This window comes from Aeromonas sp. SG16 (assembly GCF_024436135.1).
Taxonomy (GTDB): Bacteria; Pseudomonadota; Gammaproteobacteria; order Enterobacterales; family Aeromonadaceae; genus Aeromonas; species Aeromonas jandaei.
In genome coordinates this window covers 1,092,065-1,114,981 of the sequence record NZ_JANFNW010000001.1, presented here as the reverse complement: position 1 = coordinate 1,114,981, position 22,917 = coordinate 1,092,065, and the positions used below count along the sequence as shown (strand labels likewise).

At 59.0% G+C, this 22,917-nt stretch carries 17 protein-coding genes; 10 read left to right on the top strand and 7 right to left on the bottom strand.

Going from position 1 to position 22,917, the window contains the following annotated elements:
* Positions 1 to 5: 5 nt before the first annotated feature.
* The gene (gene mngA, locus NOM67_RS04980) at positions 6 to 1,952 is read right to left on the bottom strand and encodes a PTS 2-O-a-mannosyl-D-glycerate transporter subunit IIABC (RefSeq protein WP_255934342.1); all 1,947 of its coding nucleotides are present in this window, start codon (positions 1,950 to 1,952) and stop codon (positions 6 to 8) included.
* A 247-nt stretch (positions 1,953 to 2,199) separates the two neighbouring features.
* Between mngA and NOM67_RS04975 the strand changes: the two genes are divergently transcribed.
* Complete coding sequence (locus NOM67_RS04975) at positions 2,200 to 2,919, top strand: GntR family transcriptional regulator (protein WP_043851054.1); 720 nt, start codon at positions 2,200 to 2,202, stop codon at positions 2,917 to 2,919.
* 128 nt (positions 2,920 to 3,047) lie between these two features.
* On the opposite strand, the gene xseA is transcribed toward NOM67_RS04975, so the two are convergent.
* The 5 genes from xseA to NOM67_RS04950 all read right to left on the bottom strand — a co-directional run bounded on the left by xseA (position 3,048) and on the right by NOM67_RS04950 (position 8,649).
* Positions 3,048 to 4,427: an exodeoxyribonuclease VII large subunit gene (xseA, locus tag NOM67_RS04970; RefSeq protein ID WP_255934333.1), complete on the bottom strand. Its 1,380-nt coding sequence runs from the start codon at positions 4,425 to 4,427 to the stop codon at positions 3,048 to 3,050.
* Positions 4,428 to 4,550: 123 nt separating this feature from the next.
* On the bottom strand, positions 4,551 to 4,973 hold the full coding sequence (locus NOM67_RS04965) for a biopolymer transporter ExbD (protein ID WP_255934331.1): 423 nt from the start codon (positions 4,971 to 4,973) through the stop codon (positions 4,551 to 4,553).
* Complete coding sequence (locus tag NOM67_RS04960) at positions 4,973 to 5,725, bottom strand: MotA/TolQ/ExbB proton channel family protein (protein WP_041207514.1); 753 nt, start codon at positions 5,723 to 5,725, stop codon at positions 4,973 to 4,975. The genes NOM67_RS04965 and NOM67_RS04960 overlap by 1 nt, the downstream gene beginning before the upstream one ends.
* 2 nt (positions 5,726 to 5,727) lie before the next feature.
* The gene (locus NOM67_RS04955; RefSeq protein WP_341463280.1) at positions 5,728 to 6,492 is read right to left on the bottom strand and encodes an energy transducer TonB; all 765 of its coding nucleotides are present in this window, start codon (positions 6,490 to 6,492) and stop codon (positions 5,728 to 5,730) included.
* Positions 6,493 to 6,762: 270 nt separating this feature from the next.
* Positions 6,763 to 8,649, bottom strand: coding sequence for a potassium transporter Kup (locus NOM67_RS04950; protein WP_255934328.1), 1,887 nt, complete (start codon positions 8,647 to 8,649; stop codon positions 6,763 to 6,765).
* 558 nt (positions 8,650 to 9,207) lie between these two features.
* Here NOM67_RS04950 and guaB point away from each other — a divergent pair.
* The 6 genes from guaB (at position 9,208) to NOM67_RS04920 (ending at position 17,699) form a co-directional block, all read left to right on the top strand.
* A complete protein-coding gene (guaB, locus tag NOM67_RS04945) occupies positions 9,208 to 10,671 on the top strand; it encodes an IMP dehydrogenase (protein WP_041207517.1) in 1,464 nt (487 codons plus the stop codon).
* 84 nt (positions 10,672 to 10,755) lie between these two features.
* The gene (gene guaA / locus NOM67_RS04940) at positions 10,756 to 12,345 is read left to right on the top strand and encodes a glutamine-hydrolyzing GMP synthase (RefSeq protein WP_076495702.1); all 1,590 of its coding nucleotides are present in this window, start codon (positions 10,756 to 10,758) and stop codon (positions 12,343 to 12,345) included.
* A gap of 380 nt (positions 12,346 to 12,725) precedes the next feature.
* Positions 12,726 to 12,998: a hypothetical protein gene (locus NOM67_RS04935; protein WP_033115211.1), complete on the top strand. Its 273-nt coding sequence runs from the start codon at positions 12,726 to 12,728 to the stop codon at positions 12,996 to 12,998.
* Positions 12,999 to 13,712: 714 nt separating this feature from the next.
* Positions 13,713 to 14,924, top strand: a complete 1,212-nt coding sequence (gene cml, locus NOM67_RS04930) for a CmlA/FloR family chloramphenicol efflux MFS transporter (protein WP_255934321.1) — start codon at positions 13,713 to 13,715, stop codon at positions 14,922 to 14,924.
* Between the two features lie 493 nt (positions 14,925 to 15,417).
* Positions 15,418 to 16,797 (top strand): leucine-rich repeat-containing protein kinase family protein, encoded by a 1,380-nt coding sequence (locus tag NOM67_RS04925; RefSeq protein WP_255934319.1) that lies wholly within the window; start codon positions 15,418 to 15,420, stop codon positions 16,795 to 16,797.
* A gap of 254 nt (positions 16,798 to 17,051) precedes the next feature.
* Positions 17,052 to 17,699, top strand: a complete 648-nt coding sequence (locus NOM67_RS04920) for a thiopurine S-methyltransferase (protein ID WP_255934317.1) — start codon at positions 17,052 to 17,054, stop codon at positions 17,697 to 17,699.
* A 330-nt stretch (positions 17,700 to 18,029) separates the two neighbouring features.
* Here the strand turns inward: NOM67_RS04920 and NOM67_RS04915 are convergent, their stop codons facing one another.
* The gene (locus tag NOM67_RS04915) at positions 18,030 to 20,816 is read right to left on the bottom strand and encodes an insulinase family protein (protein ID WP_255934315.1); all 2,787 of its coding nucleotides are present in this window, start codon (positions 20,814 to 20,816) and stop codon (positions 18,030 to 18,032) included.
* Positions 20,817 to 20,978: 162 nt separating this feature from the next.
* Between NOM67_RS04915 and sixA the strand changes: the two genes are divergently transcribed.
* From sixA to NOM67_RS04900, 3 genes are all read left to right on the top strand, one after another.
* Positions 20,979 to 21,446 (top strand): phosphohistidine phosphatase SixA, encoded by a 468-nt coding sequence (gene sixA, locus NOM67_RS04910; RefSeq protein ID WP_041207521.1) that lies wholly within the window; start codon positions 20,979 to 20,981, stop codon positions 21,444 to 21,446.
* Between the two features lie 133 nt (positions 21,447 to 21,579).
* Positions 21,580 to 21,786, top strand: a complete 207-nt coding sequence (locus NOM67_RS04905; RefSeq protein WP_026457339.1) for a DUF1107 domain-containing protein — start codon at positions 21,580 to 21,582, stop codon at positions 21,784 to 21,786.
* Positions 21,787 to 21,954: 168 nt separating this feature from the next.
* The gene (locus NOM67_RS04900) at positions 21,955 to 22,875 is read left to right on the top strand and encodes a DMT family transporter (protein ID WP_201929665.1); all 921 of its coding nucleotides are present in this window, start codon (positions 21,955 to 21,957) and stop codon (positions 22,873 to 22,875) included.
* The last annotated feature ends 42 nt before the right edge of the window (positions 22,876 to 22,917 follow it).

The window sequence follows — 22,917 nt, the reverse complement described above, 5'->3', positions numbered from 1 at the left end:
GAGCCTTACTCTGCGGCGACCACCTGATAGGTGCCGCGCTGCATGGCGTGACGGCGCCAGCCGATCAGCACCACAGTGGAGATAAGGGTGCCCACCAGCGCCGCACCGAGCCAGACGGCGGCAGCCATCAGGGCACCGTGGCCGCCATCGTGGAGCAGAAAGAGGGAGAAGATGCCGGCCCCCGGGGTGGAGAGACCAATCCCCATGGCACCCACCATGGCGCCAGTGACCACCGAGCCTGCGAGGAAGGAGCCGATCACCCGGATCGGATCTTCGATGGCCATCGGAATGGCGCCCTCGGTGATCCCCGCCAGCCCCAGCAGCCAGGTGGACTTGCCGGTCTCGATCTCGAAGGTCTGGAACAGGCGTGGCGCCAGCAGGGTGGAGGCAGTGACGGTAAAGGCCGAGACCATCTTGACCGCGCCGAAGATGGCGTAGGGGCCGTAGACCCCGTTGGCCATGGCGCCGAGGCAGAAGGCGTAGGCCGCCTTGTTGACCGGGCCACCCAAGTCAAACGAGCACATAAAGCCGAGCAGGGCGCCCAGTACCAGCGCATTGGTGCCGGAGAGGCCGTTGAGCCACTCGGTGAGGCTGTTGTTGAGCCAGGCCACCGGCTGGCCGATGACAAACAGCATCAGGCTGCCCGCCACCAGGGTGCCGATCACCGGATAGAGGTAAAAGGTGAGAAAGCCGTTGAAGTTGGGGCTAAGGCGCACATGCTGCTTGACCCAGCGCATCAGGTAACCGGCGATAAGGCCGCCGACCACCCCGCCGAGAAAACCGGAGCCAATCATGTTGGCGGCCAGCCCCGCCGCAAAGCCCGGGCCCAGCGCCGGTTTGTCCGCCAGCGAATAGGCGGTATAGGCCGCCAGCACCGGCACCATCAGGGTGCCCAGCATGCCGCCGCCCAGCTTGCGATACATCCAGAGCCAGGAGTTCTCGGTATCAAACAGATGTTGCAGGCCGAAGATCTGGGCCAGCAGCACAGAGACGGCGAGCACGGTACCGCCCGCCACGATCAGCGGCACGGCAAAGGAGATGCCGCTCAGCAGCGCCTGCTTGAGCTCGGTCTTGAGGCTCACCTTTTTGCCAGTTGGCGCGTCGCTCTGGTTGGGGTTGGGCGTCGGGGCGGTGCGACCGCCCTTGGCCGCTTCCAGCGCCTCATTCAGGATCCGCTCGGCATGGCGAATGGGCTCGGCTACCGGCGTCTCGATCCGGGGGATACCGGAAAAACGCTCCTGCTCCTTGATGGCCACCTCGGCGGCGAAGATGCAGGCTACCGCAGCATCGAGCGCTTCTTGCGGCAAGCGATCCTCGATGCCGTTGGCTCCCTGTTTTTCGACCAGTACCCGAATGCCCAGCTTGCGCCCCGCTTTTTCCAGATACTCGGCAGCCATATAGGTGTGGGCGATCCCCGCCGGACAGGCGGTGACACAGACCACAGTGGGTTTATTTGTATCCAAGTTGTCTTCTTTTGCTGGTTGCTTGCCACTATCCCCCTCACCATCGAGCAGTGCCATCAGTTGCTCGGCACTTTGAGCTGCCAGCACCGCCTCGCGGGTATCGTCATCCACCAGGGCAGTGGTGAGGGTGGTGAGCAGCTGCATGTGGGTGGAGCCCGCCTGAACGGTCGGGATCGCCAGCATGAAGATCAGGTTGACCGGCTCGGGGCCGTCGATCCCCTCCCAACCCAGCTCCTCGCTCAGGGTAGCGACGGCAAAGGCCGCTTCACGCACCGCATCGCACTTGCCGTGGGGCACTGCCAGCCCTTCGCCAAGGGCGGTGGGGCCCTGCGCCTCGCGGGCCATGACCGCGGCCAGAAAGGCGGCCTTGTCGTGCAGCTTGCCGGCCTGATCGAGCCGATCAGCCAGGGCATGGATGGCCGCATCTCGATCGGCAAACCGGGTTTGCAGCGTGATGAGATGGGGGCCGGTAAGACTGGTCAGATTCATGATGATCCTCTGTCAGGTTGGCTTGCCAGCAAGCCGTCATGGTGAAAGTGACAGCGATGCTAACAAACCGGCCGACTGATTTTTGTGAGTGGTATCATACAATTTGTTATTTGTATTGTTTTTGTATTGTTTGATCAAGGCGATTTGTTAGGTCAAATGAGGCAGAGCCGTTTTGTCTGTCGGGCAACTGGGGTAGAATGGCACCTCTTCCATTTATCATGGCGCAGAGCCGACGAGGTGGCCTTTCGTGTCGAAAAAACCCATGTATCGCCAGATAGCCGACACCATCCAGCAGTGGATTGCGCAAGGGGAGCTGGCCCCCGGCGATGCCCTGCCCACCGAAGCCGAGCTGCGCGAGCAGTTCGGGGTGAGCCGGGTGACGGTGCGCCAGGCCCTCAAGCAGCTGACCGAACTCAACGTCATCGAGAGCATTCAGGGCAGCGGCAGCTACGTGCGGCAGGAGAAGGTGAACTACGACATCTATCAGCTCACCAGTCTCTATGAGAAGGTGACCGATCCGGCGGCCGAGACCCACAGCGACATTCTCGCTTTCGAGGTGATCAAGGCGAGCAGTGAGTTGGCCGAGCGGCTCAATCTGGTGGAGGGGGCGCTGGTCTACTACGTCAAGCGGGTGCGCTTTATTCGCCAGATCGCGGTAACGCTGGAGGAGACCTGGATGCCGCTCGCTCTCTTCCCCGATCTCAGCTATGCGGTGATGCAGGGCTCCAAGTACCACTACATCGAAGAGGTGAAGCAGCTGGTGATCGACCGCAGCGAGCAGGAGATCATTCCGGTGCTCCCCTCGGCGCAGGTGGTGGAGGCGCTCGGTATCGACCCGGCCAAGCCCATTATCGAGAAGGTCTCCCGTGGCTTCTTGCAAGATGGCACCGTGTTCGAGTTCAGTCGCAACTTCTTCAAGAGCGATGATTACAAGTTCACCCTAGTCGCCCGCCGCGCCAAGGGGTGAGCGGGCGGCAGCACCCGAGATAAAAAAGGCCACCACCGTGTTTGCGGTGGTGGCCTTTTTGTTTGGCCGATTAACGGGCCAGCAGCTGGGCTGGATAGTTCGTTGGCTGGTCGTTTGACTCAGCCGATCTACTGCGCAGAGTCCTTGACGATCCCCTCGACCCGCACCTGCAGGCTCCCTTGCGCCAGGGTGGTGACGAGCTGGTCGCCATGGTTGACCTGATCGGCGCGGCTGATGACTTCGCCACGCGCAGTGCGGGTGATGGAGTAGCCGCGCCCCAGAGTGGCGAGCGGGCTCACCCCGTCGAGGCGGGCGGTAAGCATGGCGAGGCGGTGGCTCGCAAGGTCTTGCCGTTTTGCAATCAGGGCATGAAGCCGCTCCTCGGCCAGCTGGTGGCGGCGCTTGCCAGCGGCCAGCAAGCGCTCCGGGCTCTTGCCCTGCAGGCGCAGTTCAAGGTTGGTGAGGCGCCGCTCTCCCTGATGCAGCCGCTGGCGCAATAGCTGCTGCAAACGGGTGGAGAGCTCGTCGAGGCGCTGGGATTGTTGCTCCAGCCGCCGCTTCGGATCCTGATGGTCGAGCCGCTTTTGCAGCAGGATGAAATCGTGGCGGGCGGCGGTCTGCTGGCGGCTCATCGCCTGCAGCAGTCGCTGCTTGAGGTGAACGAGACGCTGGGCACGGGCGCTCTGATCCGGCGCCACCAGCTCGGCGGCGGCCGATGGGGTAGGGGCGCGCAAGTCGGCGGCAAAGTCGCTGATGGTGACATCCACCTCGTGGCCCACCGCGCTCACCACAGGTATGGCTGAGTGGGCAATGGCACGCGCCACCGCCTCTTCGTTGAAGCACCAGAGGTCTTCGAGCGAGCCGCCGCCGCGCCCGACGATCAGCACATCCACCTCGGCGCGCTGGTTCGCTTTGGCGATCGCCGCGACGATCTGGCTGATGGCGGCGCTCCCCTGTACCTGAGTCGGGTAGATAAAGACCGGCAGATCCGGCGCGCGCCGTTTAAGCACCGTCAGCATATCGTGCAGGGCGGCACCGGTGGCGGAGGTGATAAGGCCCACCGCCCGCGGTTCACGGGGCAGCGGCCGCTTGCGGCCTTCCTCAAACAGCCCCTCGGCGCCGAGGCGGCGCTTGAGCTCTTCAAAACGCAAGGCCAATACGCCGTCACCTGCAGGCTGCATCGACTCGATGATCAGCTGGTAGTCGCCGCGCGGCTCATAGAGGGAGACCCGCGCCTGCACCAGCACCTGCATGCCATCCTGCGGGCGGAAGGCCACCCGCCGGTTGTTACCCTTGAACATGGCGCAGCGCACCTGCGCCGACATGTCCTTGAGGGAGAAGTACCAGTGGCCGGAGCTTGGCATCGCCAGATTGGAGAGTTCGCCGGTCAGCCACACCAGCCCCAGATCCTGCTCCAGGATCATGCGCACGGCGCTGTTGAGGCGGGTGACGGTAAAGACCTGCTGCTCGCGGCCGTTCGCCGCACTGGATGGGGTAAATCGGTTCAATGGCGTACCTGTGGTCTGCCCCGGTGGGGCCGGGATAAAACGATGGACGCTATCTTACCCCAGCAAGGGGCAGGTGCCGAGCCTCTATCGGCCCGAGCACCCGATATCGCCCTTGCAGGGCTTTCATTCGTTTTGTGGCTGGCTGACAAACGCGATCTTGTGCAGGCCGTGGCGAGACGCCGCTGCCATGACGTTGGCGATGGTGCCATATTCGACCCGTTGGTCGATGCGCAGCTGGATCTCGGGCAACTCGCCGGGAGCTTTGCTGGCGCTCTCCATGTGGGCCAACAGCGCCGTTTCATCCACCTCCTGCTCGTTCCAGTAGGTTTTGCCCGCGCTGTCGATGGAGAGAGTGATCGCCTCCGGTTTGGGCTGATTGAGCTGGCTGCTCGCCTTGGGCAGATCGAGTTTGACCGCATTGGTGAGCAGGGGGGCGGTGATCATAAAGACGATAAGCAGCACCAGCATTACATCGATCATCGGGATCATGTTGATTTCACTGAGGGGCTGCTCATCCTCATCGCCGGGCAGGGAACCGAATGCCATTATTGGCCTCCCGTTTTGGCTGAGCGCTGGGCAAGGCGGGTGACATTGCTGGCAGCCGGTTCAAAACCGGTCAGCAGCAGGGCAAACAGGTCGTGGGCAAAGGCATCCAGCTCAGCCATCTTCAGGCGGTTGCGTCGCACGAAGAAGTTGTAGACCAGCACGGCGGGCAGGGCGACAGCCAGACCAAAGCCGGTCATGATCAGTGCCTCGCCAACCGGGCCGGCTACCTTGTCGAGACTGCTCTGACCGGCGGCGCCGATGGCAAGCAGGGCGTGATAGATGCCCCAGACGGTGCCAAACAGCCCGATAAAGGGGGCGGCAGATCCCACCGAGGCGAGAAAGGCGAGCCCCTGCTCCAGCCGTATCTTCTCCTGAGCGAGCCCCTGACGCAGGGCGCGCAGCAGATACTCGTCAGGAGATCCCAGACCCAGTGAGCGGGGGCGGGCACCGGCTCGCTCCAGCTGGCCGATGGCTATCAGCGCCGCATTGGTCAAGCGGCTATAGGCGTCTTGCGGGATCTCTTTGGCCAGTCGCTGCTCCATCTGTTGCACGTTCTCGTGTTGCCAGAACTGCTCGACAAACTGTTTGCCAAGGCGCCGCTCGCGCCAGGCAAACCAGAGCTTGAGCAGAGCAAAGTAACAGGTGCCGAGCGACATCAGTACCAGCAGTACAAATGGCAACAGGCCAACGCCGCTGTTTTGCGTGAGCAGATGGGCAAGCCCCATCCCGTTGTTGGCAATCTCCGGATCCATGGTTAACCCCTTATCTGAAAAATGATGGTGACTCTTGCCCAGGCCGCGATGGCCACGTTGTTCTGTTTGCCGGGAATAAAGCGCCAGCGGCTGACGGTGCGGCGCGCCTCCCTGTCGAGTCGGTAATACCCGCTGCTCTGATCGATCTCCACCGAGCTTGCCGTGCCATCGGCGTTGACCCGTACCTTGAGGATGACCCGACCCTCTTCCCCCCGACTGCGCGACTCGTAGGGGTAGGGGGGCTCGGGATTGTGCAGGGAGGGATCTCGCGCAATGGGGGCGCTGCTGCCAGTGGTGGCGTGTTGGCTGCCGCTGCCTGTCGGAGCTGTGGAGTGGCTGCTGCCTGTATTCGAACTGTTGTCGGTGAGCGGGCTCACGGGCATCGCGGAAGGCGTTTGCGATTGCTGGCTTACCGCTGTTCCAGCCGGTTTCGCGGCTGCATGGGCAACCGGTTTGACGATCGGTTTGCTGACCTTCTTGTTTAACGGCTTTTTGGGGGAGGCAGGCCGAACCTGCTTTGCCGCAGGTTTCGCGGTTGGCGCTGCCTTTCTGGCCGGTTGTTTGGCAGTCGTGCTTTCACCAGCCCAGCGAGCGGACAGAGTGATCTGCAGGGGCTGGGCAACAGGTGCGGGAGCGCGATCATAGGCAAACCAGAAAATGGCAGAGTGCAGCACAATGGCCATGGCCAGACAGATAAGCTTGGCAGGCCCGATAGCACCATCCATTGGCAGCGAGATTGGCTCCGATCCTAGATAGCTGGACGCCATGACCTGATTCCCTTCCTGAACGTCATATTGATACTCAAATGGCAAGTTATGAGACGCCTGACCCGGCGCAAAGGCCGCTAGCTTGCCTCACTCGACAGCTAGCAAACAATAACTATTATCAATCGCGTTTTAATCGGTTTGGCCAAGTAATAGGTTGGCTGATTGACACTCAATGCGGCGCTTCGTCGGTGTTAAAAGCCCCCTTGTCAGCCTGCTGCCTGTTACAAGAGGGCTTTTGATTCTGTTCCTGATGATGCCGGTGGTGCCGTGTCAAAGCTCTAGCAATACCCCCAGCTCCACCACCCGGTTGGCCGGAATATGGAAGAAATCGGTCGCCTTGAGGGCGTTGCGATTCATCCAGACAAACAGCCCCTCGCGCCAGCGGGCCATGCCCGGAATATCGGTGCTGACCAGATTTTCGTGGGAGAGGAAGAAGGAGGTCTGGCTCATGGCGACTTTAAGGTCGTGCTGGGCACAGGCTTGAAAGATCTCCTCCATGTCGGGGGTCTCCTTGTAGCCAAAATGGGCCACCACTTGCCAAAAACCCTCCCCGAGCTGTTTGAGTTGGACCCGTTCGCTAAAGGCGAGCCAGGGTTCATCCTTGATGCGAACGGTGAGGAAAATGATCCGTTCGTGGAGGATCTTGTTGTGTTTGAGATTGTGCAGCATGGCGTGGGGCTCCACCTGCTCCGAGCGCGACAAGAACACGGCTGTGCCCGGCACCCGCAGCGGCGGGTGCTCAAGCATGTTGTCGACAAAGCGGGTCAGGGCAAACGACTTGTTCTCCAGTTTATCGAGCACCAGCTCGCGCCCCCGCTTCCAGGTAGTCATCACCAGAATGGCGAGCAGGGCAAACAGAATGGGGAGCCAGCCACCCGCCAGCAGCTTGGTGCTGTTGGCGGCAAAGAAGGTGGCGTCTACCAGCAGCAGCGGCGCGCACACCAGCGCAATCAGCCAGCGTGGCCACTTCCAGCGCGTGGCGGCCACCACCATCAGCAGCAGGGTAGTGAGCACCATAGTACCTGTGACGGCGATACCGTAGGCGGCGGCCAGATTGCTGGAGGTCTGGAACCAGAGGATCACGATGACAATTCCCGCCAGCAGCAACCAGTTCACCAGCGGCAGGTAGATCTGGCCAATCTCCCGCTCGGAGGTGTGGCGGATCTCCTGACGGGGCAGATAGCCGAGCAGGATCGCCTGACGCACCACCGAGTAGGTGCCGGAGATAACCGCCTGCGAGGCGATGACGGTCGCCATGGTGGCCAGCACCAGCAGTGGCAGGGTGAGCCAGGAGGGGGCGAGCAGGTAGAAGGGGTTCTCGACGGCGGCGGGATTACGCAGCAGCAGCGCGCCCTGACCGAAGTAGTTGAGCAGCAGGGCCGGCATCACCAGCGAGCCCCACGCCAGTCGGATGGCACCGCGGCCAAAGTGACCCATGTCGGCGTAGAGCGCCTCCGTGCCCGTCACGCAGAGCACTACGGCGCCCAGGGTAATGAAAGCAACACCGGGTCGTTCGACAATAAAATCAATGGCATAAAGCGGATTGATGGCCTGCAGAATGATCGGGTTCTGGATGATCTCGATGGCTCCCAGCAAGGCCAGCACGCCAAACCAGAGCAGCATGATGGGGCCGAACAGCTGGCCTATCCCCGCTGTGCCGTAATGCTGGGCGCCAAAGAGGATCACCAGCACGATCAGCGTCACGGGGAGCACAAAGGGGGCGAGATCCGGGGCGATCACCTCCAGCCCCTCGACGGCAGAGAGCACCGAGATGGCGGGAGTGATCACCGCATCCCCGGCAAAAAGTCCTACCCCGACCAGGCCAAGCAGCATGGCAATGGTGCGAGCGCGGGGCGAGAGGCGGCGCGATGCCAGCGAGGCGAGGGTCAGCACACCCCCTTCGCCCTTGTCGTCGGCACTCAGTACCAGCAGCACATATTTGAACGAGACCACCACCATGATGGTCCAGAAGAAGAGGGAGATGAGGGAGAGAACCTCCTGCGGGCCCGGCTGCAAGCCGATGTGGCCGGCAAAGCACTCCTTGAGGGCATAGAGCGGGCTGGTGCCCAGATCGCCGTAGACGACCCCGAGCGCTGCCAGCGTAATCGCCGCCCGTCCTTGGTGAAGTTGTCGACCCATCATGAAATTCCATTTCAATTCAGTGTGTTAGTCATGATACGCAAGAGTCGGATGCAAAGGAACAGGATTATCGGGAAAGCACTTGCCAGCACGAAAACGGGTAATTTTTGCACCAGTGAAACCACCAAGGCAGAGAACGTTTCGTAGGTGCAACAGTGCAGTTTTATGCCTCCGAAGTGTGGCAATAGTGTGGCAATAACGGGGACCTGACTGCCTCTCCGAATCGATGATTTTCGCGCTGGATTGCGGCTGTTTCTATCGGAAAAAGTGGTGGAAAAATAAGCGGTTTGGCGGCGCTGTTCGGGTGGTTTTGACAGGGAGAAGGGGAGCCATTCTGACCGCGCTGAGAGGGGCATCTGGCAAACGGGCAGGGTGCATAAAACACCATTTTGCCAACTCTTTTGCCCTGAAATGGCGGTTTTCGTACTGATAATCTTGGTTTTTTGGCGTTTTGGCCTCCTAAATGAGGGCTACGCCATAAAAAATTCAAAAAACTTCTTTACCAGTGACCAATCCGTGAGTAAACTTCGTCGGCAATATTTTACACCCCCACTTCCTCAACGGTGAGATATTGCCATGCTCAGGATTGCCAAAGAAGCGTTAACCTTCGACGATGTACTGTTGGTTCCCGCCCACTCCGAAGTTCTTCCCAATACTGCCGATCTGCGTACCAAGCTGACCTCCGCCATCAGCTTGAACATCCCGATGATTTCCGCTGCCATGGACACAGTGACCGAAGCCCGTCTGGCTATCGCACTGGCCCAGGAAGGCGGTATCGGCTTTATCCACAAGAACATGTCCATCGAGCAGCAGGCTGCCGAAGTGCGCAAGGTCAAGAAGTACGAGAGCGGCGTGGTCACTGACCCCGTCACCGTGCGTCCTGACATGACCATCGCCCAAATCAAGGAGCTGAGCCACAAGAATGGCTTCGCCGGTTACCCCGTGGTGACTGACGGCAATCAGCTGGTCGGTATCATCACCGGCCGTGACGTGCGCTTCGTGATTGACCTCTCCCAGACCGTTGAACAGATCATGACCCAGAAAGATCGTCTGGTCACCGTGCGTGAAGGGGCCCCTCGTGAAGAGGTGGTTGCCCTGATGCAAAAGCACCGTATCGAAAAAGTGCTGGTGGTGAACGCCGACTTCAAACTCAAGGGCATGATCACCGTTAAAGATTTCCAGAAAGCCGAGCGCAAGCCCCACGCCTGTAAAGATGACAAGGGTCGTCTGCGGGTCGGTGCTGCGGTTGGTGCCGGTGCCGGCAACGAAGAGCGCGTCGCTGCGCTGGTGGAAGCCGGTGTTGACGTGCTGCTGATCGACTCCTCCCACGGACACTCCCAGGGCGTGCTGGATCGCATCAAAGCCACCCGCGAAGCCTATCCGGATCTGCAGATCATCGGTGGCAACGTGGCGACCGCCGCTGGCGCCAAGGCGCTGGTTGCTGCCGGTGTCAACGCCGTCAAGGTCGGTATCGGCCCGGGCTCCATCTGTACTACCCGTATCGTAACCGGCGTGGGCGTGCCCCAGATCACTGCCATCTCCGACGCTGTTGATGCGCTGGAAGGCACCGGCGTTCCGGTTATCGCCGACGGCGGCATCCGCTTCTCCGGCGACATCGCCAAGGCCATCGCCGCAGGCGCCAGCTGCGTCATGGTGGGCTCCATGTTCGCCGGTACTGAAGAAGCGCCGGGCGAGATCGAGCTCTATCAGGGTCGCTCCTTCAAATCCTACCGTGGCATGGGCTCTCTGGGCGCCATGTCCAAAGGCTCCAGCGATCGCTACTTCCAGACCGACAACGCGGCTGACAAGCTGGTACCGGAAGGTATCGAAGGTCGCGTGCCTTATAAAGGTCGCCTCAAAGAGATCATCCATCAGCAGATGGGCGGCCTGCGCTCCTCCATGGGCCTGACCGGCAGCGCCACCATCGACGACATGCGCACCAAGGCTGAATTCGTGCGCATCTCCGGCGCCGGGATGAAAGAGTCCCACGTCCACGATGTGACCATTACCAAAGAAGCCCCCAACTATCGGATGGGCTGATAAAACGGGGCCCTGCGCCCCGTTTTTCCACCCTTTTTTTATCCCGTGCCCTTTGTGACAACATCAGCCTGATGCAGGAATAAAATGACTAAAGACATTCACCAGCACCGTATCCTTATCCTCGACTTCGGTTCCCAGTACACCCAGCTGATCGCCCGCCGCGTGCGCGAAATCGGCGTTTACTGCGAACTGTGGGCCTGGGATGTAACCGAAGAGCAGATCCGCGAATTCAATCCGAGCGGCATCATCCTCTCCGGCGGCCCCGAGTCCGTCACCGAAGCGGGCAGCCCGCGCGCCCCCGAGTATGTGTTCAACGCCGGTGTCCCTGTGTTCGGTATCTGCTACGGCATGCAGACCATGGCCGAGCAGCTGGGTGGCAAGGTGCAATCCTCTACCGAGCGTGAATTCGGTTACGCCAAGGTCGAAGTGCTGGGCGAAGCTGGCAAGAGCAGCGCGCTGCTGCGCAACATCGAAGATGCCATCGCCGACAACGGCAATGCCCTGCTGGATGTCTGGATGAGCCACGGTGACAAGGTCACCACCATTCCGGCCGACTTCACCACCATCGCCCAGACCCCGACCTGCCCGCACGCGGCCATGGCCAACGAAGCCAAGCGCTTCTACGGCGTGCAGTTCCACCCGGAAGTGACCCACACCCGTCAGGGTGCCCGCATGCTGGAGCACTTCGTCAAAGACATCTGCGGCTGCGAATGCCTCTGGACCCCGGCCACCATCATCGACGACGCCGTTGCCCGCATCCGCGAGCAGGTGGGTGACGATGAAGTGATCCTCGGCCTCTCCGGCGGTGTCGACTCTTCCGTGGTCGCCATGCTGGTGCACCGCGCCATCGGCGATCGCCTCACCTGCGTCTTCGTGGACAACGGCCTGCTGCGCCTGAACGAAGGCACCCAGGTGATGGAGATGTTTGGCGATCACTTTGGTCTGAACATCGTCAAGGTCGATGCCGAAGAGCGCTTCCTCTCTGCGCTGGCCGGTGTTGACGAGCCGGAAGCCAAGCGCAAGATCATCGGCCGCGTCTTCGTTGAAGTGTTTGACGATGAAGCGAAAAAGCTGAAAAACGCCAAGTGGCTGGCGCAAGGCACCATCTATCCGGATGTGATCGAATCTGCTGCCAGCAAGACCGGCAAGGCCCACGTCATCAAGTCTCACCACAACGTCGGCGGCCTGCCGGAAGAGATGAAGATGGGTCTGGTCGAGCCGCTGCGCGAGCTGTTCAAAGATGAAGTGCGCCGCGTCGGCCTCGAGCTGGGTCTGCCCTACGACATGCTCTACCGTCACCCGTTCCCGGGCCCGGGTCTGGGCGTGCGCGTCCTTGGCGAAGTGAAGAAAGAGTACTGCGATATCTTGCGCCGCGCCGATGCGGTCTTTATCGAAGAGCTGCGCAAAGCCGACCTCTACAACCAGGTCAGCCAGGCGTTTGCCGTGTTCCTGCCGGTGCGCTCCGTTGGCGTGATGGGCGATGGTCGCAAATATGACTGGGTCATTGCCCTGCGCGCTGTCGAAACCATCGACTTTATGACCGCCCACTGGGCTCACCTGCCGTACGACTTCCTCGGTCACGTATCGAATCGCATCATCAACGAGATCAACGGTATCTCCCGCGTGGTGTACGACGTCTCCGGCAAGCCGCCCGCAACCATCGAATGGGAATAAGCGGCGCGCGCCCTTCAACCCATCGAGCATAAAAATGCAAAAAGACGCCCTTGCGGCGTCTTTTCTTTTTCCAATCGTTTGCGCCGCAATTTACTGCCCGCTAGCAGCTTTGCCCGGGCGTGCCCCTGTCACATCTAACAGGAGGCGATTTCTGGCATCGGCACTAGGCTCTTTCATGCCCATTGCGACCGGCCCCTGATGATACAGCGCCAGCAAGCCTTATCAGGCAAGGCGGGCAGCAACAGGGGCGCGATGCGGCAAAGGGGAGTCAGCGTGCCAACCGGCAGCGGCTCCCGGTGGAGACCGGAAACCACTTGAATCAACGGGGCGCAGCCCGATCGGCCAAACGAGTCGGGATCATAGAGCACGGAGAGTTTGATATGTCAGAACAAGCAGTGTTGGTAGGTGGATGGACCGCATATCACAAGCTGACCGCCGAGGATCAGGCAGTGTTCAACCAGGCGATGAAAGGATTTGTCGGGGTACAGTACACCCCCTTTGAAGTCTCCACCCAGGTGGTGGCTGGTACCAACTACCGCTTCAAGTGCAAGAGCACTGTGCCGCTCGCCCAGCCGATCCATGGCGAAGCCGTGGTGCAGATCTTCCAGTCTCTGGATGGCTCGGCCCATATCACCTCCATCACCCCGATCTGATCGGGTGTGGGGCTATGTGGGAAGGTGGAGTCGCCTCTAACCGGTTTGACCCACATCTCAGTGATAAGAAAGACGCCTTAGGGCGTCTTCTCATTTTTCCAATGGATTACGAGAAAATTAGCGCCGAGACTGGGCTTCTTATGAGTCATGGTTCTCGATTCGGTGCCATGTAGAGGAGCAATACCATAACAGCTTATCCGGGCGCCTCGCCGGAAATGAAGCAGGATACCTGGCGCGTCTATAGCATCGTGATGCAAGATACTGAGGTATCCTTCCAAGATGGAGTAATTTCTTGATCTTGCTTAGGAAACGGTCATTACCCTCTTTTCTTGTGTTATCTCCTCTTCTCAATATGGTGAACTTATTCCCGATTATATGAAGGCCCAGCTTATTGACTCTGATATAAATAAAACAGCCATACTAAGATCATGGATTTTTATAACATGGTTTAAATTGCTTAAGTGCATAGGCTAGTCCTGAGGGATTCAGGGTTACGAATTTTGTCAACAAGGTGAAAAGATATGGTAATTGAGGTGCTTTGTGTGTCAAAATACGTCGCGTCTTCTTATGCAAGATGTATGTAGCAGACTTATTTAAATTATTTTACTGACAAGCCGCATGATAGGGCTAAGTGGAGGTTAAAGATGAAGAGGGCAGTGCCTTTTATCCAATTATCGCTGTAAACCTTCATAGCAATAATTGGATGTAAAAATAATGAAATTTATTGAAACAAATAAGGTTCGAAAATGGGACTACACATTTGTGTATTCTCTTTTATTAATAATTCCTTTTGATTTACTCGCTTCCCTTGGCATGGATCTTTACCTACCTGTTATTAACGATATTCGTCAGGAGTTTAGTGTTAGCCAAGATCAAATACAGATCACCTTGACCCTATATATGGTTATGTTGGGTTTGGGACAATTGTTATTTGGGCCGTTATCCGATGCGCTTGGACGTAGATGGGTGATTATTGTCGGGGCTTTGGTCTATTCCTGCTCCAGTTTTTCGATGGCGCTGAGCAATTGTTTTAGTCTGTTTCTGCTGCTTCGGCTCATACAGGCGTTAAGTGCCTCTGCCATTCTGGTAAGTGCATTTGCGACTGTACGGGATGTGTTTGCAGATAGAGAAGAAGGTGTCGTCATTTACGCTATTATGGGCTCAGTTCTTGCGGTGGTGCCTGCGATTGCGCCATTTATTGGTTCTCTTATCGATGGGCTCTGGCACTGGAGAGGGATCTTCTACACATTAGGTATTTTTGCTGCCATGATAGGAATACATTCCTTACTGAAATGGCCAGAAACTCGCCCAGAGCAAACTCATCCCTTTGAATGGTCGAGATGTTTTACCATTCTTGGTTCTAAGGAATTCTGGAGTTATACATTAGCTTACGGTACGGCCATGGGGGCTTTCTTTGTCTATTTTTCGGCTTCGCCAAGCATTCTAATAGACAAGTTAGGCCTTGATAAAATGGCTTTTAGCCTGTGGTTTGGCTCGGTTGCAATCATCATGATTATTACCACTCGCTTTGTTAAGTGTTTAGTCAAGCGTTGGGGCACACAAGGGACTGTGATTCGAGGACTGACAGGCATGATGTTAAGCGGTGGGCTATTGTATGGTATTGAATGGTTCAATGGGTTGAATCTGTTCGGATTTATGCTGCCGATGTACTTAATTGGAGTACACATTGCCTTAACCTGCGCTGTAACCGCTAATGGTGCATTATCTTCATTTTCTCATTCAGCCGGGCTAGCAACGGCTTTGTATTATGCTATCGAAAGTCTTTTTTTTAGCGCCATAGTAAGCTTGCTAGTTTGGTTCTTACCCTCAGGAACTACATTGGTGATCTGCGTTTATATCATTTTTTCAGCATCCATACCGCTATTGCTTTTTCTGTCAACATGGGTTGGTAATAAAAGGCCATAGCACCCTATTCATTAGAATCCTTTGGGTGTTTTAAAATATTAGTGTAGGGGTTTTGGGATACTCACCATTTTGACTTTATTATCATGGGTAAATTTGGTGAGTGTTCCAGTTTTAGATGTGTGATAATCTGCTTTTTTGATAAGAAAGCTTGCGTGATATCAATAATAGACCTGTTTTTTTCTGGGGGGATGTTGAATAAATACACCTCATAGGGTGCAATGAACAACGTGAATTGCACCTTTTCTTTCGTGATTAATTCCTTGCACAAAATCCACGTTGTTAATGGTGCAATGCGCTGCGCTTATTGCACCCTACATCTCTTCGTCAATTCGCTCGGGGGCGGCTGAGCGCCGAGCCTTGCCAAAGCAACAAAAGGGGCGATCTGCGCCCCGAATTCTTTATAATGCCCCCCTTTAAAATCGCCGGACCCGGGTTCGGCGCGCGCTGATGGTCGCTGTGCCATCAGGCAGATCATCAGGATTGAGAAACGGTTATGCATACTCTGGAACAGCTGCGCGCGGGTGAACTGTGCGGTGCCCGCCATCTGAAGCTTTGTGAAAACCTCGCGGTTTTCCCCCACGAGATTTTGAGCCTGAAAGAGACGCTGGAGGTGCTGGATCTGACCGGCAACCAGCTGAGCGCGCTCCCTGACGAGCTGGCTGGGTTTGGCAAACTGCGCATTATCTTCTGCTCCGAGAACCGCTTTACCGAGCTGCCCGAGGTGTTGGGGCGCTGTCCGGCGCTCACCATGGTGGGCTTTAAGGCCAACCAGATTGCCACCGTCTCGGCCAAAGCGCTGCCCGCCGGTTTGCGCTGGCTGATCCTGACCGATAACGCAATTGAGCGGCTGCCCGATGAGCTGGGCCAGTGCGACGCCCTGCAAAAGCTGATGCTGGCGGGCAACCGCCTGCGCGAGCTGCCGGCCAGCCTTGCCAATTGCCACCGTCTTGAGCTGCTGCGCATCGCCGCCAACCGTATTGAGCGCTTCCCCGAGTGGCTGCTCTCGCTGCCGCGCCTTGCCTGGCTTGCCTACTCCGGCAACCCCTTTAGCGAGGGGGCGGAGGCGCGCGCCATCAGCGATGAGCAGGTTGCCACCCTGTCATGGCAGCGCCTGGCGCTCGGCGAGCAGCTGGGGCAGGGGGCTTCTGGCGTTATCCATCGCGCGGCTATGCGCAGTGAGCCGCTGATGGCGGAGCGGATGACCGATGAGTCGAGCGAGGGCATTGGCACGAATGAGGTAGCGGTCAAGATCTTCAAGGGGGCGGTGACCAGCGATGGCTTGCCCCAGTGCGAGATGGCGGCGTCGCTGGCGGCAGGTGCTCACCCCAACCTGATCCCCGTGCTGGGGCGGGTGGCCGATCACCCATCCGGTATGCCGGCGCTGGTGATGGCGCTGATCGACCCGGCCTTTGCCAATCTGGCGGGGCCGCCGAGTCTGGCCTCCTGCACCCGCGATGTTTATGACGAAGGGCTGTGCTTTACCCTGGCCGAGGCGCTGACGTTGGCCCAGGGGATTGCCTCGGTGGCGGGCCATCTGCACCAGGCCGGCATCATGCACGGGGATCTCTACGGTCACAATATCCTCTTTACCCGCGGGCCCTCTGCCCACGCCCTGCTCGGCGATTTTGGCGCCGCTTCCCTCTATGACCTGCATGATCGCGAGCTGGCGCAGGGGCTGGAGCGACTGGAGGTGCGCGCCTTTGGCTGTCTGCTGGAGGAGCTGCTGGCGCGCTGCGATGGCGATGTTGATGAAGCGCAGCTTGCCGATCTGCACCAGCTTGCCGCGGCCTGCCTCTCTGAACTGCACTGCGAGCGGCCCGATTTTGCCGAGATCGGCCGTCAGCTCGCGGCGGCGCGCAGCACGCTGTTGTGACCTTGCGGGCCTCTTCGGCCCGTTAAATCCTCCTCTTTTGCTCATCAATTATCACCAAACCATGCCGTTTTGGCATGGGTTTAAGCCCCTTTTTGCCTGCCGGAGAGGCCAGAGTACCCCGCAGGCCATCACGGGAGATGCGGTGAGGGGCCGCCCGATAAAAAGGGTGGGCAGAGGGTTGCGTGGTGCCGGTTAAGTTGTGATATTGAGGCATCTTTTAGTAAGCAATTTTTCGTAAGCAATGGGGAATCATGATGGAAGCTGCGTTTTGGCATCAGCGTTGGGAAGAGAACCGGATTGGCTTTCATCAGGCAGATTTCAACCGCTGGCTGCAATCCTGGTGGTCGGCGCAGCAGCCGGACGAGCCGGTGCTGGTGCCCCTGTGCGGCAAGTCCCGCGACATGCTCTGGCTGAGCGGGCAGGGCCATCCGGTCGATGGCTTCGAGCTCTCCTCCGTCGCTATCGACAGCTTTTTCAGTGAAAACCACCTGAAGGCGACGGTGAGCGAGGTGGGCCCCTATCAGTGCCATCAGGTCGATAGCCTGCGCATCTTCGAGGGGGATTTCTTTGCCGCGCCGGAGCTGGGTCGCCGCTATCGGCTGGTCTATGACCGGGCGGCGCTGATCGCCCTGCCAACCGCCATGCGCCGCCAGTATGCCGCGCTGATGAGCCGGTTGGTGGAGGAGGGGGGCCAGATCTTGCTGGTGACCCTTGAATATCAGCCGGAGCAGCAGAGCCAGCCGCCCTTCTCGGTGGGGGAGATGGAGGTGCGGGCGTTGTTTGAACGGGACTTTCGGGTCGAGGTGTTGGGGCGTGCTGCCGAGGTGGATCACCCGCGGGTGCTCTCCGGTCAGCTCTCCTATTTCGACGAAGTGGCCTATCGCCTGATCCGCCGCGCCTGAGAGGCGGCTGGCGGGCGGCAAAGAGTGATCCGGCAGGGCAAATGAGTCGTCAGGTGGACTCTTCGCTACCTCCTTTGACGTAGATCAACGTGGTTTTCGGGGGGAGTGCCTAAGATGTGGCTGTTTCTCAATCACTGTTGGCATTGTACGGCGAGTTCAAGGGGTTTCCTGCTTGCCTGTCATCAACTCAGTGTCTGATTTTCACGCTCATGTTCACTTTTGGCGGCTTTGTCGCAATTGTTATGGTTTTTCCAGCCGACCCTCGTGGGTCGGCTTTTTATTGGCTGCGATTTGCCGTGGGCAGGAAAAACGGGGAGATGCGAGGCCTGATCAGGCCTCGAAGGTGGCGGCATTGAGCCGGAAGGCCCGCGGGTCGTCGATAAACTGGCCGGTGATCCGCTCCTCGTGCTCGTGGCCCTGCCCGTAGCTGCAGAGGATCAGCCGATCGGAGGTGCGTGAACGCAGCTGGGTGATAAAACGCACCAGATCGGCGCGCGTCAGCTTGCCCACCTCCTCGCAGACCCGTTCCCGCTGATCGAACCCCAGATCCTTGTTGCCGATACTGACCCACAGCCGCTGGCCGCGGCTGCGCAGATTGGCGTCGCGCTCGCTGAGCTGGGCCTGCAGCCCGGCCTTGCTCTCCTGCCACTGCTGCTCGGTAAATTCGAGCATGGCCAGCGGGAAGAGGTCGATAAACTCCTCCACCGCATCGAGCAGATGCTGGGGCCCCGCTACCGGCGACTGGATATAGAAAATCAGACCCGGGTGGCGATTGAGCGGCAGGTTGCCTGCCCCCACCACATAACCGAGCTGCTGGCGGGTGCGCAGCTCGTGGAAGAAGGTGGAGGACATGATGTGGTTGGCCAGGGTAAAGCAGGCGAGATCCCGTGCCCGGGTGGTGCGGGACTGGTAGTAGACCAGGAGCGCCGAATCTTCGTGCTCGCAGCCCTGCTCGCGAATAAGGGTGCCCCTGTCCTGAATCGAGATGAGCGGGCGGCGGGTCTCGCCACTCGGTTTGCTACTGGTGCCATTGATATCGCTCAGGTGGCGCTCCATCAGCGCCGCCAGCTCCAGCGCCTCGGCCGCCGTCCAGTCGCCGTGCACCAGCGTCTCGATATGCACCTCGGCAAAGAGGCTCGCCACGAAGTCAGGCATCTCGGAGAGCTCGACGGTGCGCAGGTGGCGCAGCAGCTGCTCGAACGGCGGGTTGTTGGGTTGCAGCAAACTGGTGAGCTGGTTGAACAGCTGGGAGATGGGGCGCGCCTTGGACTGGTTGTCCCAGTTGCGGATGAGCGCCTCCTTGATCTCGTTAAAGCGGCCCGGGTCGGGATAACCCAGGGTGCGGTTGCCAAGGATCATGTCGAGCAGCAGCGGCTGCTTGTCGGCAAAGCCGCTCAGGTTGATGGTAAAGCCCCCCTGATGGGCATAGATCTGGTAACCAAGCCCCGCCAGCTCCGCCGGATAGGTGAGGGCATTGAGATGGTCGGCCAAAAGCTCCACCGCGAGGCGCGCCATGGCGATGTGGCGCGGGCTTTTGACCGCGTGCTCGCTGTCGATGGAGATATAGAGATTGCCCTTGGGCACGCTGAACAGGTGCTCATGGAGGTGCCAGAGGCGAAAGCCGGGGCGATCGATAAGACAGGCTGGCATCTCGGCGGCGATCTCCGGCGTGCGCGGATCGAGCCGGCTGCTGATAAAGGGGTTGGGCTTGGGCAGCGCCAGTGCCTTGTCCGGTTCGCTCTGCTGCCAGCGGATCTTCTCCGCCTCGGTGATGGTCGCCACGCTGTAGGGGGTCTGATACCAGCGGGCCAGCCGGTCGGTAGTCACCTCCGGCGCTGTGATGGTCATGCGCAGGTTGTGCGGGGTGAGCTTGGCGAGGAAGCGACGGATCAGCGCCTCGTCATACTCCCGCATCATGTAGTCGCCGTAGAGCAGATCCTCCGGCTGGTAGCTAAAGAGGTTGAGCACCAGCCCCGAGACGGTATCGAGCGGGCGGCCGCGCTCCTGAAATCGGAATGCCGACTCAAGCACGGTGCGCTTCTCGTCGTAGCGCCAAGCCTGCAGCCCTGCTCGGTCGATAAGCTTGAGGTAGCCAAACAGGAAGGCCACGATCTCGTCCACATGTTCAAGGCCGAGCGGGGTGAGGCCGAAGTTGACGCCAAAATCCTTGAAGTTGGCGCCGCTGATGCCGCCGCCTGCCGAGAGCTGGTTGACCCAGCCTTTCGCTTTAAGCAATGAGAGCAGGCTGCCATCTCCTTCGTAGCCGATAAGGTGGCTCAGGAAGGTGAGGGGCTTTTTGTCATAAAAGGCGTCCACATTGGGCAGCGGGAAGGTGAGCGCCAGTTTGCGGGTCTCTTTCACCGGTTTGATCTGGATGCGGATGCCGAGGTCGTCGAGCCGGTAGAGTGGCATATCGAGAGTCGGCGTTCCCAAATTGCGATTCAAAATGGGAGCGAAATAGCGACAGCACCACTGCAGCTGGGTGTCGATGTCGGCGGGCGACATCATCACCAGCGCCATGCGATCCGCGCTGTAGTGGCTCTCGTAGAAGTTGATGAGGTCGGAGCGCAGATCCCGCCCCGGCAGATCGGCCAGGGTATCGAGGTTGCCCACCGAAAACTTGGCAAAGGGGTGAGCGGGGTTGACCGTCTCCTTGTGTACCTGATAGCTGCGGCGCACATCATCCTGCAGTTTGAGGCGATATTCGGAGTCGACCGCGTTGCGCTCCTTGTCGACCCACTCCGGATCGAACGTGGGGCAGATGAAGAACTGGGCGAACCGGTCGAGACCCGCCTCGAAGAAGCCGTTGTCGATCTCGAAAAAGAAGTTGGTGAACTCGGTGCCGGTCCAGGCGTTGTTGCTGCCGCCGTGACGGCTCATAAATTGCTGGTACTCACCTGGCTTGGGGTAGGTAGCGGTACCGAGAAAGAGCATGTGTTCGAGAAAGTGAGCCATCCCCTGCCGGTCGGCCGGATCGTCAAAATGGCCGGTATTGACCGCCAGAGATGCGGCGGATTTATCGGTATCGGGATCGCAAATCAACAAGACCCTGAGCCGGTTTGCCAGCTCCAGATAGTGGTATTGCCGATGGTCATTGGGACTGGCATATGGGCTCATTGGTGGGCGACTCACGTTGGATTTATTTGAATTTAAACATGATTATCGACCCCGCTACCCGGTGAGGCAAACCCTTTTCTGAGAGGTAGCGCAATTGTTTCAACACCCGTGGCGGGGTAAGATCCCCCGGCTATCAAAACAGGCCCGTTGGGCGAGGTTGTAATGAAGATCTATATCATGCGTCATGGCCAGGCTGGCATGAATGCGAAAACTGATGAACAGCGTCCATTGACCGAGCAGGGCATTGAAGAGTCCCTTCTGATGGCCCGCTGGTTGGCGCCTCAGCTGACCGGTCGTATCGATCGGGTGATCCACAGCAACTATCTGCGCGCCCGCCAAACCTGGCAGACCATATGCAAGGAATTACCCGACGCCGTCGTGGTAGAGGAGAGCGGTGACATCACCCCTTATGGTGATCCCGCTTTTGTCTCCAGCTACCTGACCGCGCTGGCAGAACGGCATCAGCAGATCATGCTGGTGAGCCATCTGCCGCTGGTGGGATATCTGGTGCAGAGCCTCTGCCCGGCCGCCGGAGCCCCCATGTTCGCCACCTCTGGCATAGCCTGCATCGAGTGGCACAATGGCAAAGGATCCTTGCTCTGGCTCGAAGGGCCGCATACAATAGGCTAAAAGTTAATAAAAAGTTATAGATTGAATTTTTTGGGAAGAGATGGGCGAGTTTTCCGGATTTTTATGATTATTTTACGGAATTAATTCGCAGAAGCTGCTGTCATACGGATACAACTGCAAGAGGTTGCAAACGATGAGAGTGTTCAAGAAGTACCTGCCACTGATGGTGGCAAAACACGTCAAAACCTTCTTTAAAGGTCGGATCTATATCCATGGTCGGGGGCGGTTTGATTTTCAGTCCGGTTTGTTGCTCATGCCGAGCCAGGCGGACATTCCCCACCGTCAGACAGTCACCGAGGTCAATGAGCTGATCTCCAGACTGCACATGGATGCGGCGTGATAATCTTCTGAGCGTGTTTCTGCACGGATATGCCCGCGTTATGCGGGCATATTTGTTTTTGTCGATCCGGTTTTCTCTCTCGTGCCTGCCTTGATGGCTGCTTTGTTTCTCACCCGTTGCCCCCTATACTGCCTCGCTCAATTCTCGTTCGGGATGCCGGAGCCGTTGATGCCCCTTGCCTTTCTGTTCCCTCTCTCCTGCATTGCCATCTGGGCTGGCAATGGCGTCGTCAGCAAACTGGCGGTGGGTGTCTTGTCGCCCGCCGCGTTCGCCTGGTCCCGCTGGGTGGTGGCTGCGCTGGTTCTGACCCCTTTTCTGGCGCGCCGGGTATGGCGCGAGCGGGCCCGCCTGCGTGCCGGTATCTGGCAGATCGCCGCGCTGGCGCTGCTTGGCATGGTGCTAAACCAGACCTTCGGCTACTACGCGGCGCAAACCATGGGCGCCACCGAGATGGGGCTTATGATGGGGTTGACGCCGCTGCTCACCGTGTTGTTCAGCATCTGGTTGCTGCGCGAGCGTCCCACCTGGGGTGCCATTCTGGGGGCACTGCTCTCCATCATGGGGCTGGCCATTTTGCTGGGGCAGGGGGATCCGACCCGGCTCTTTACCCACGGCATCCAGATTGGCTCGGTCTACATGCTGCTCTCGGCCGGCACCTATGCGCTCTACAGCGTACTGCTCAAGAAGTGGGATCTGGGGCTCGACAACTGGTCGCTGCTCTACAGTCAGGTGCTCTGCAGCGTGGTGCTGCTGACCCCCTTCTATCTGCTTGTGGATGGTCAACTGCCCGAGGCGCGCGCGCTCTGGCTTATCTTCTATGCGGGGATCCCCGCATCGGCGCTCTGCCCCTGGCTCTGGATGCAGGGGATCACCCTGATCGGTGCCAACCGCACTGCCATCTTTATGAACCTGTTGCCGGTGATGACGGCAGGGCTTGCCATCTCACTGCTCGGGGAGCGGCTGACCGCTTACCATCTCATCGGCGGTGGCCTGACCCTGCTCGGGGTGCTGCTGGCCCAGCTGCTGGTGCAGCCGGTGGTATTCAGGCGTCGTGCCCGGCAGGAGATGGCCGTCTGTCAGGATGAGTGATGGTGTTTATCGCCAGAGCGAAAATGAAAGCGCCTGCAGTAA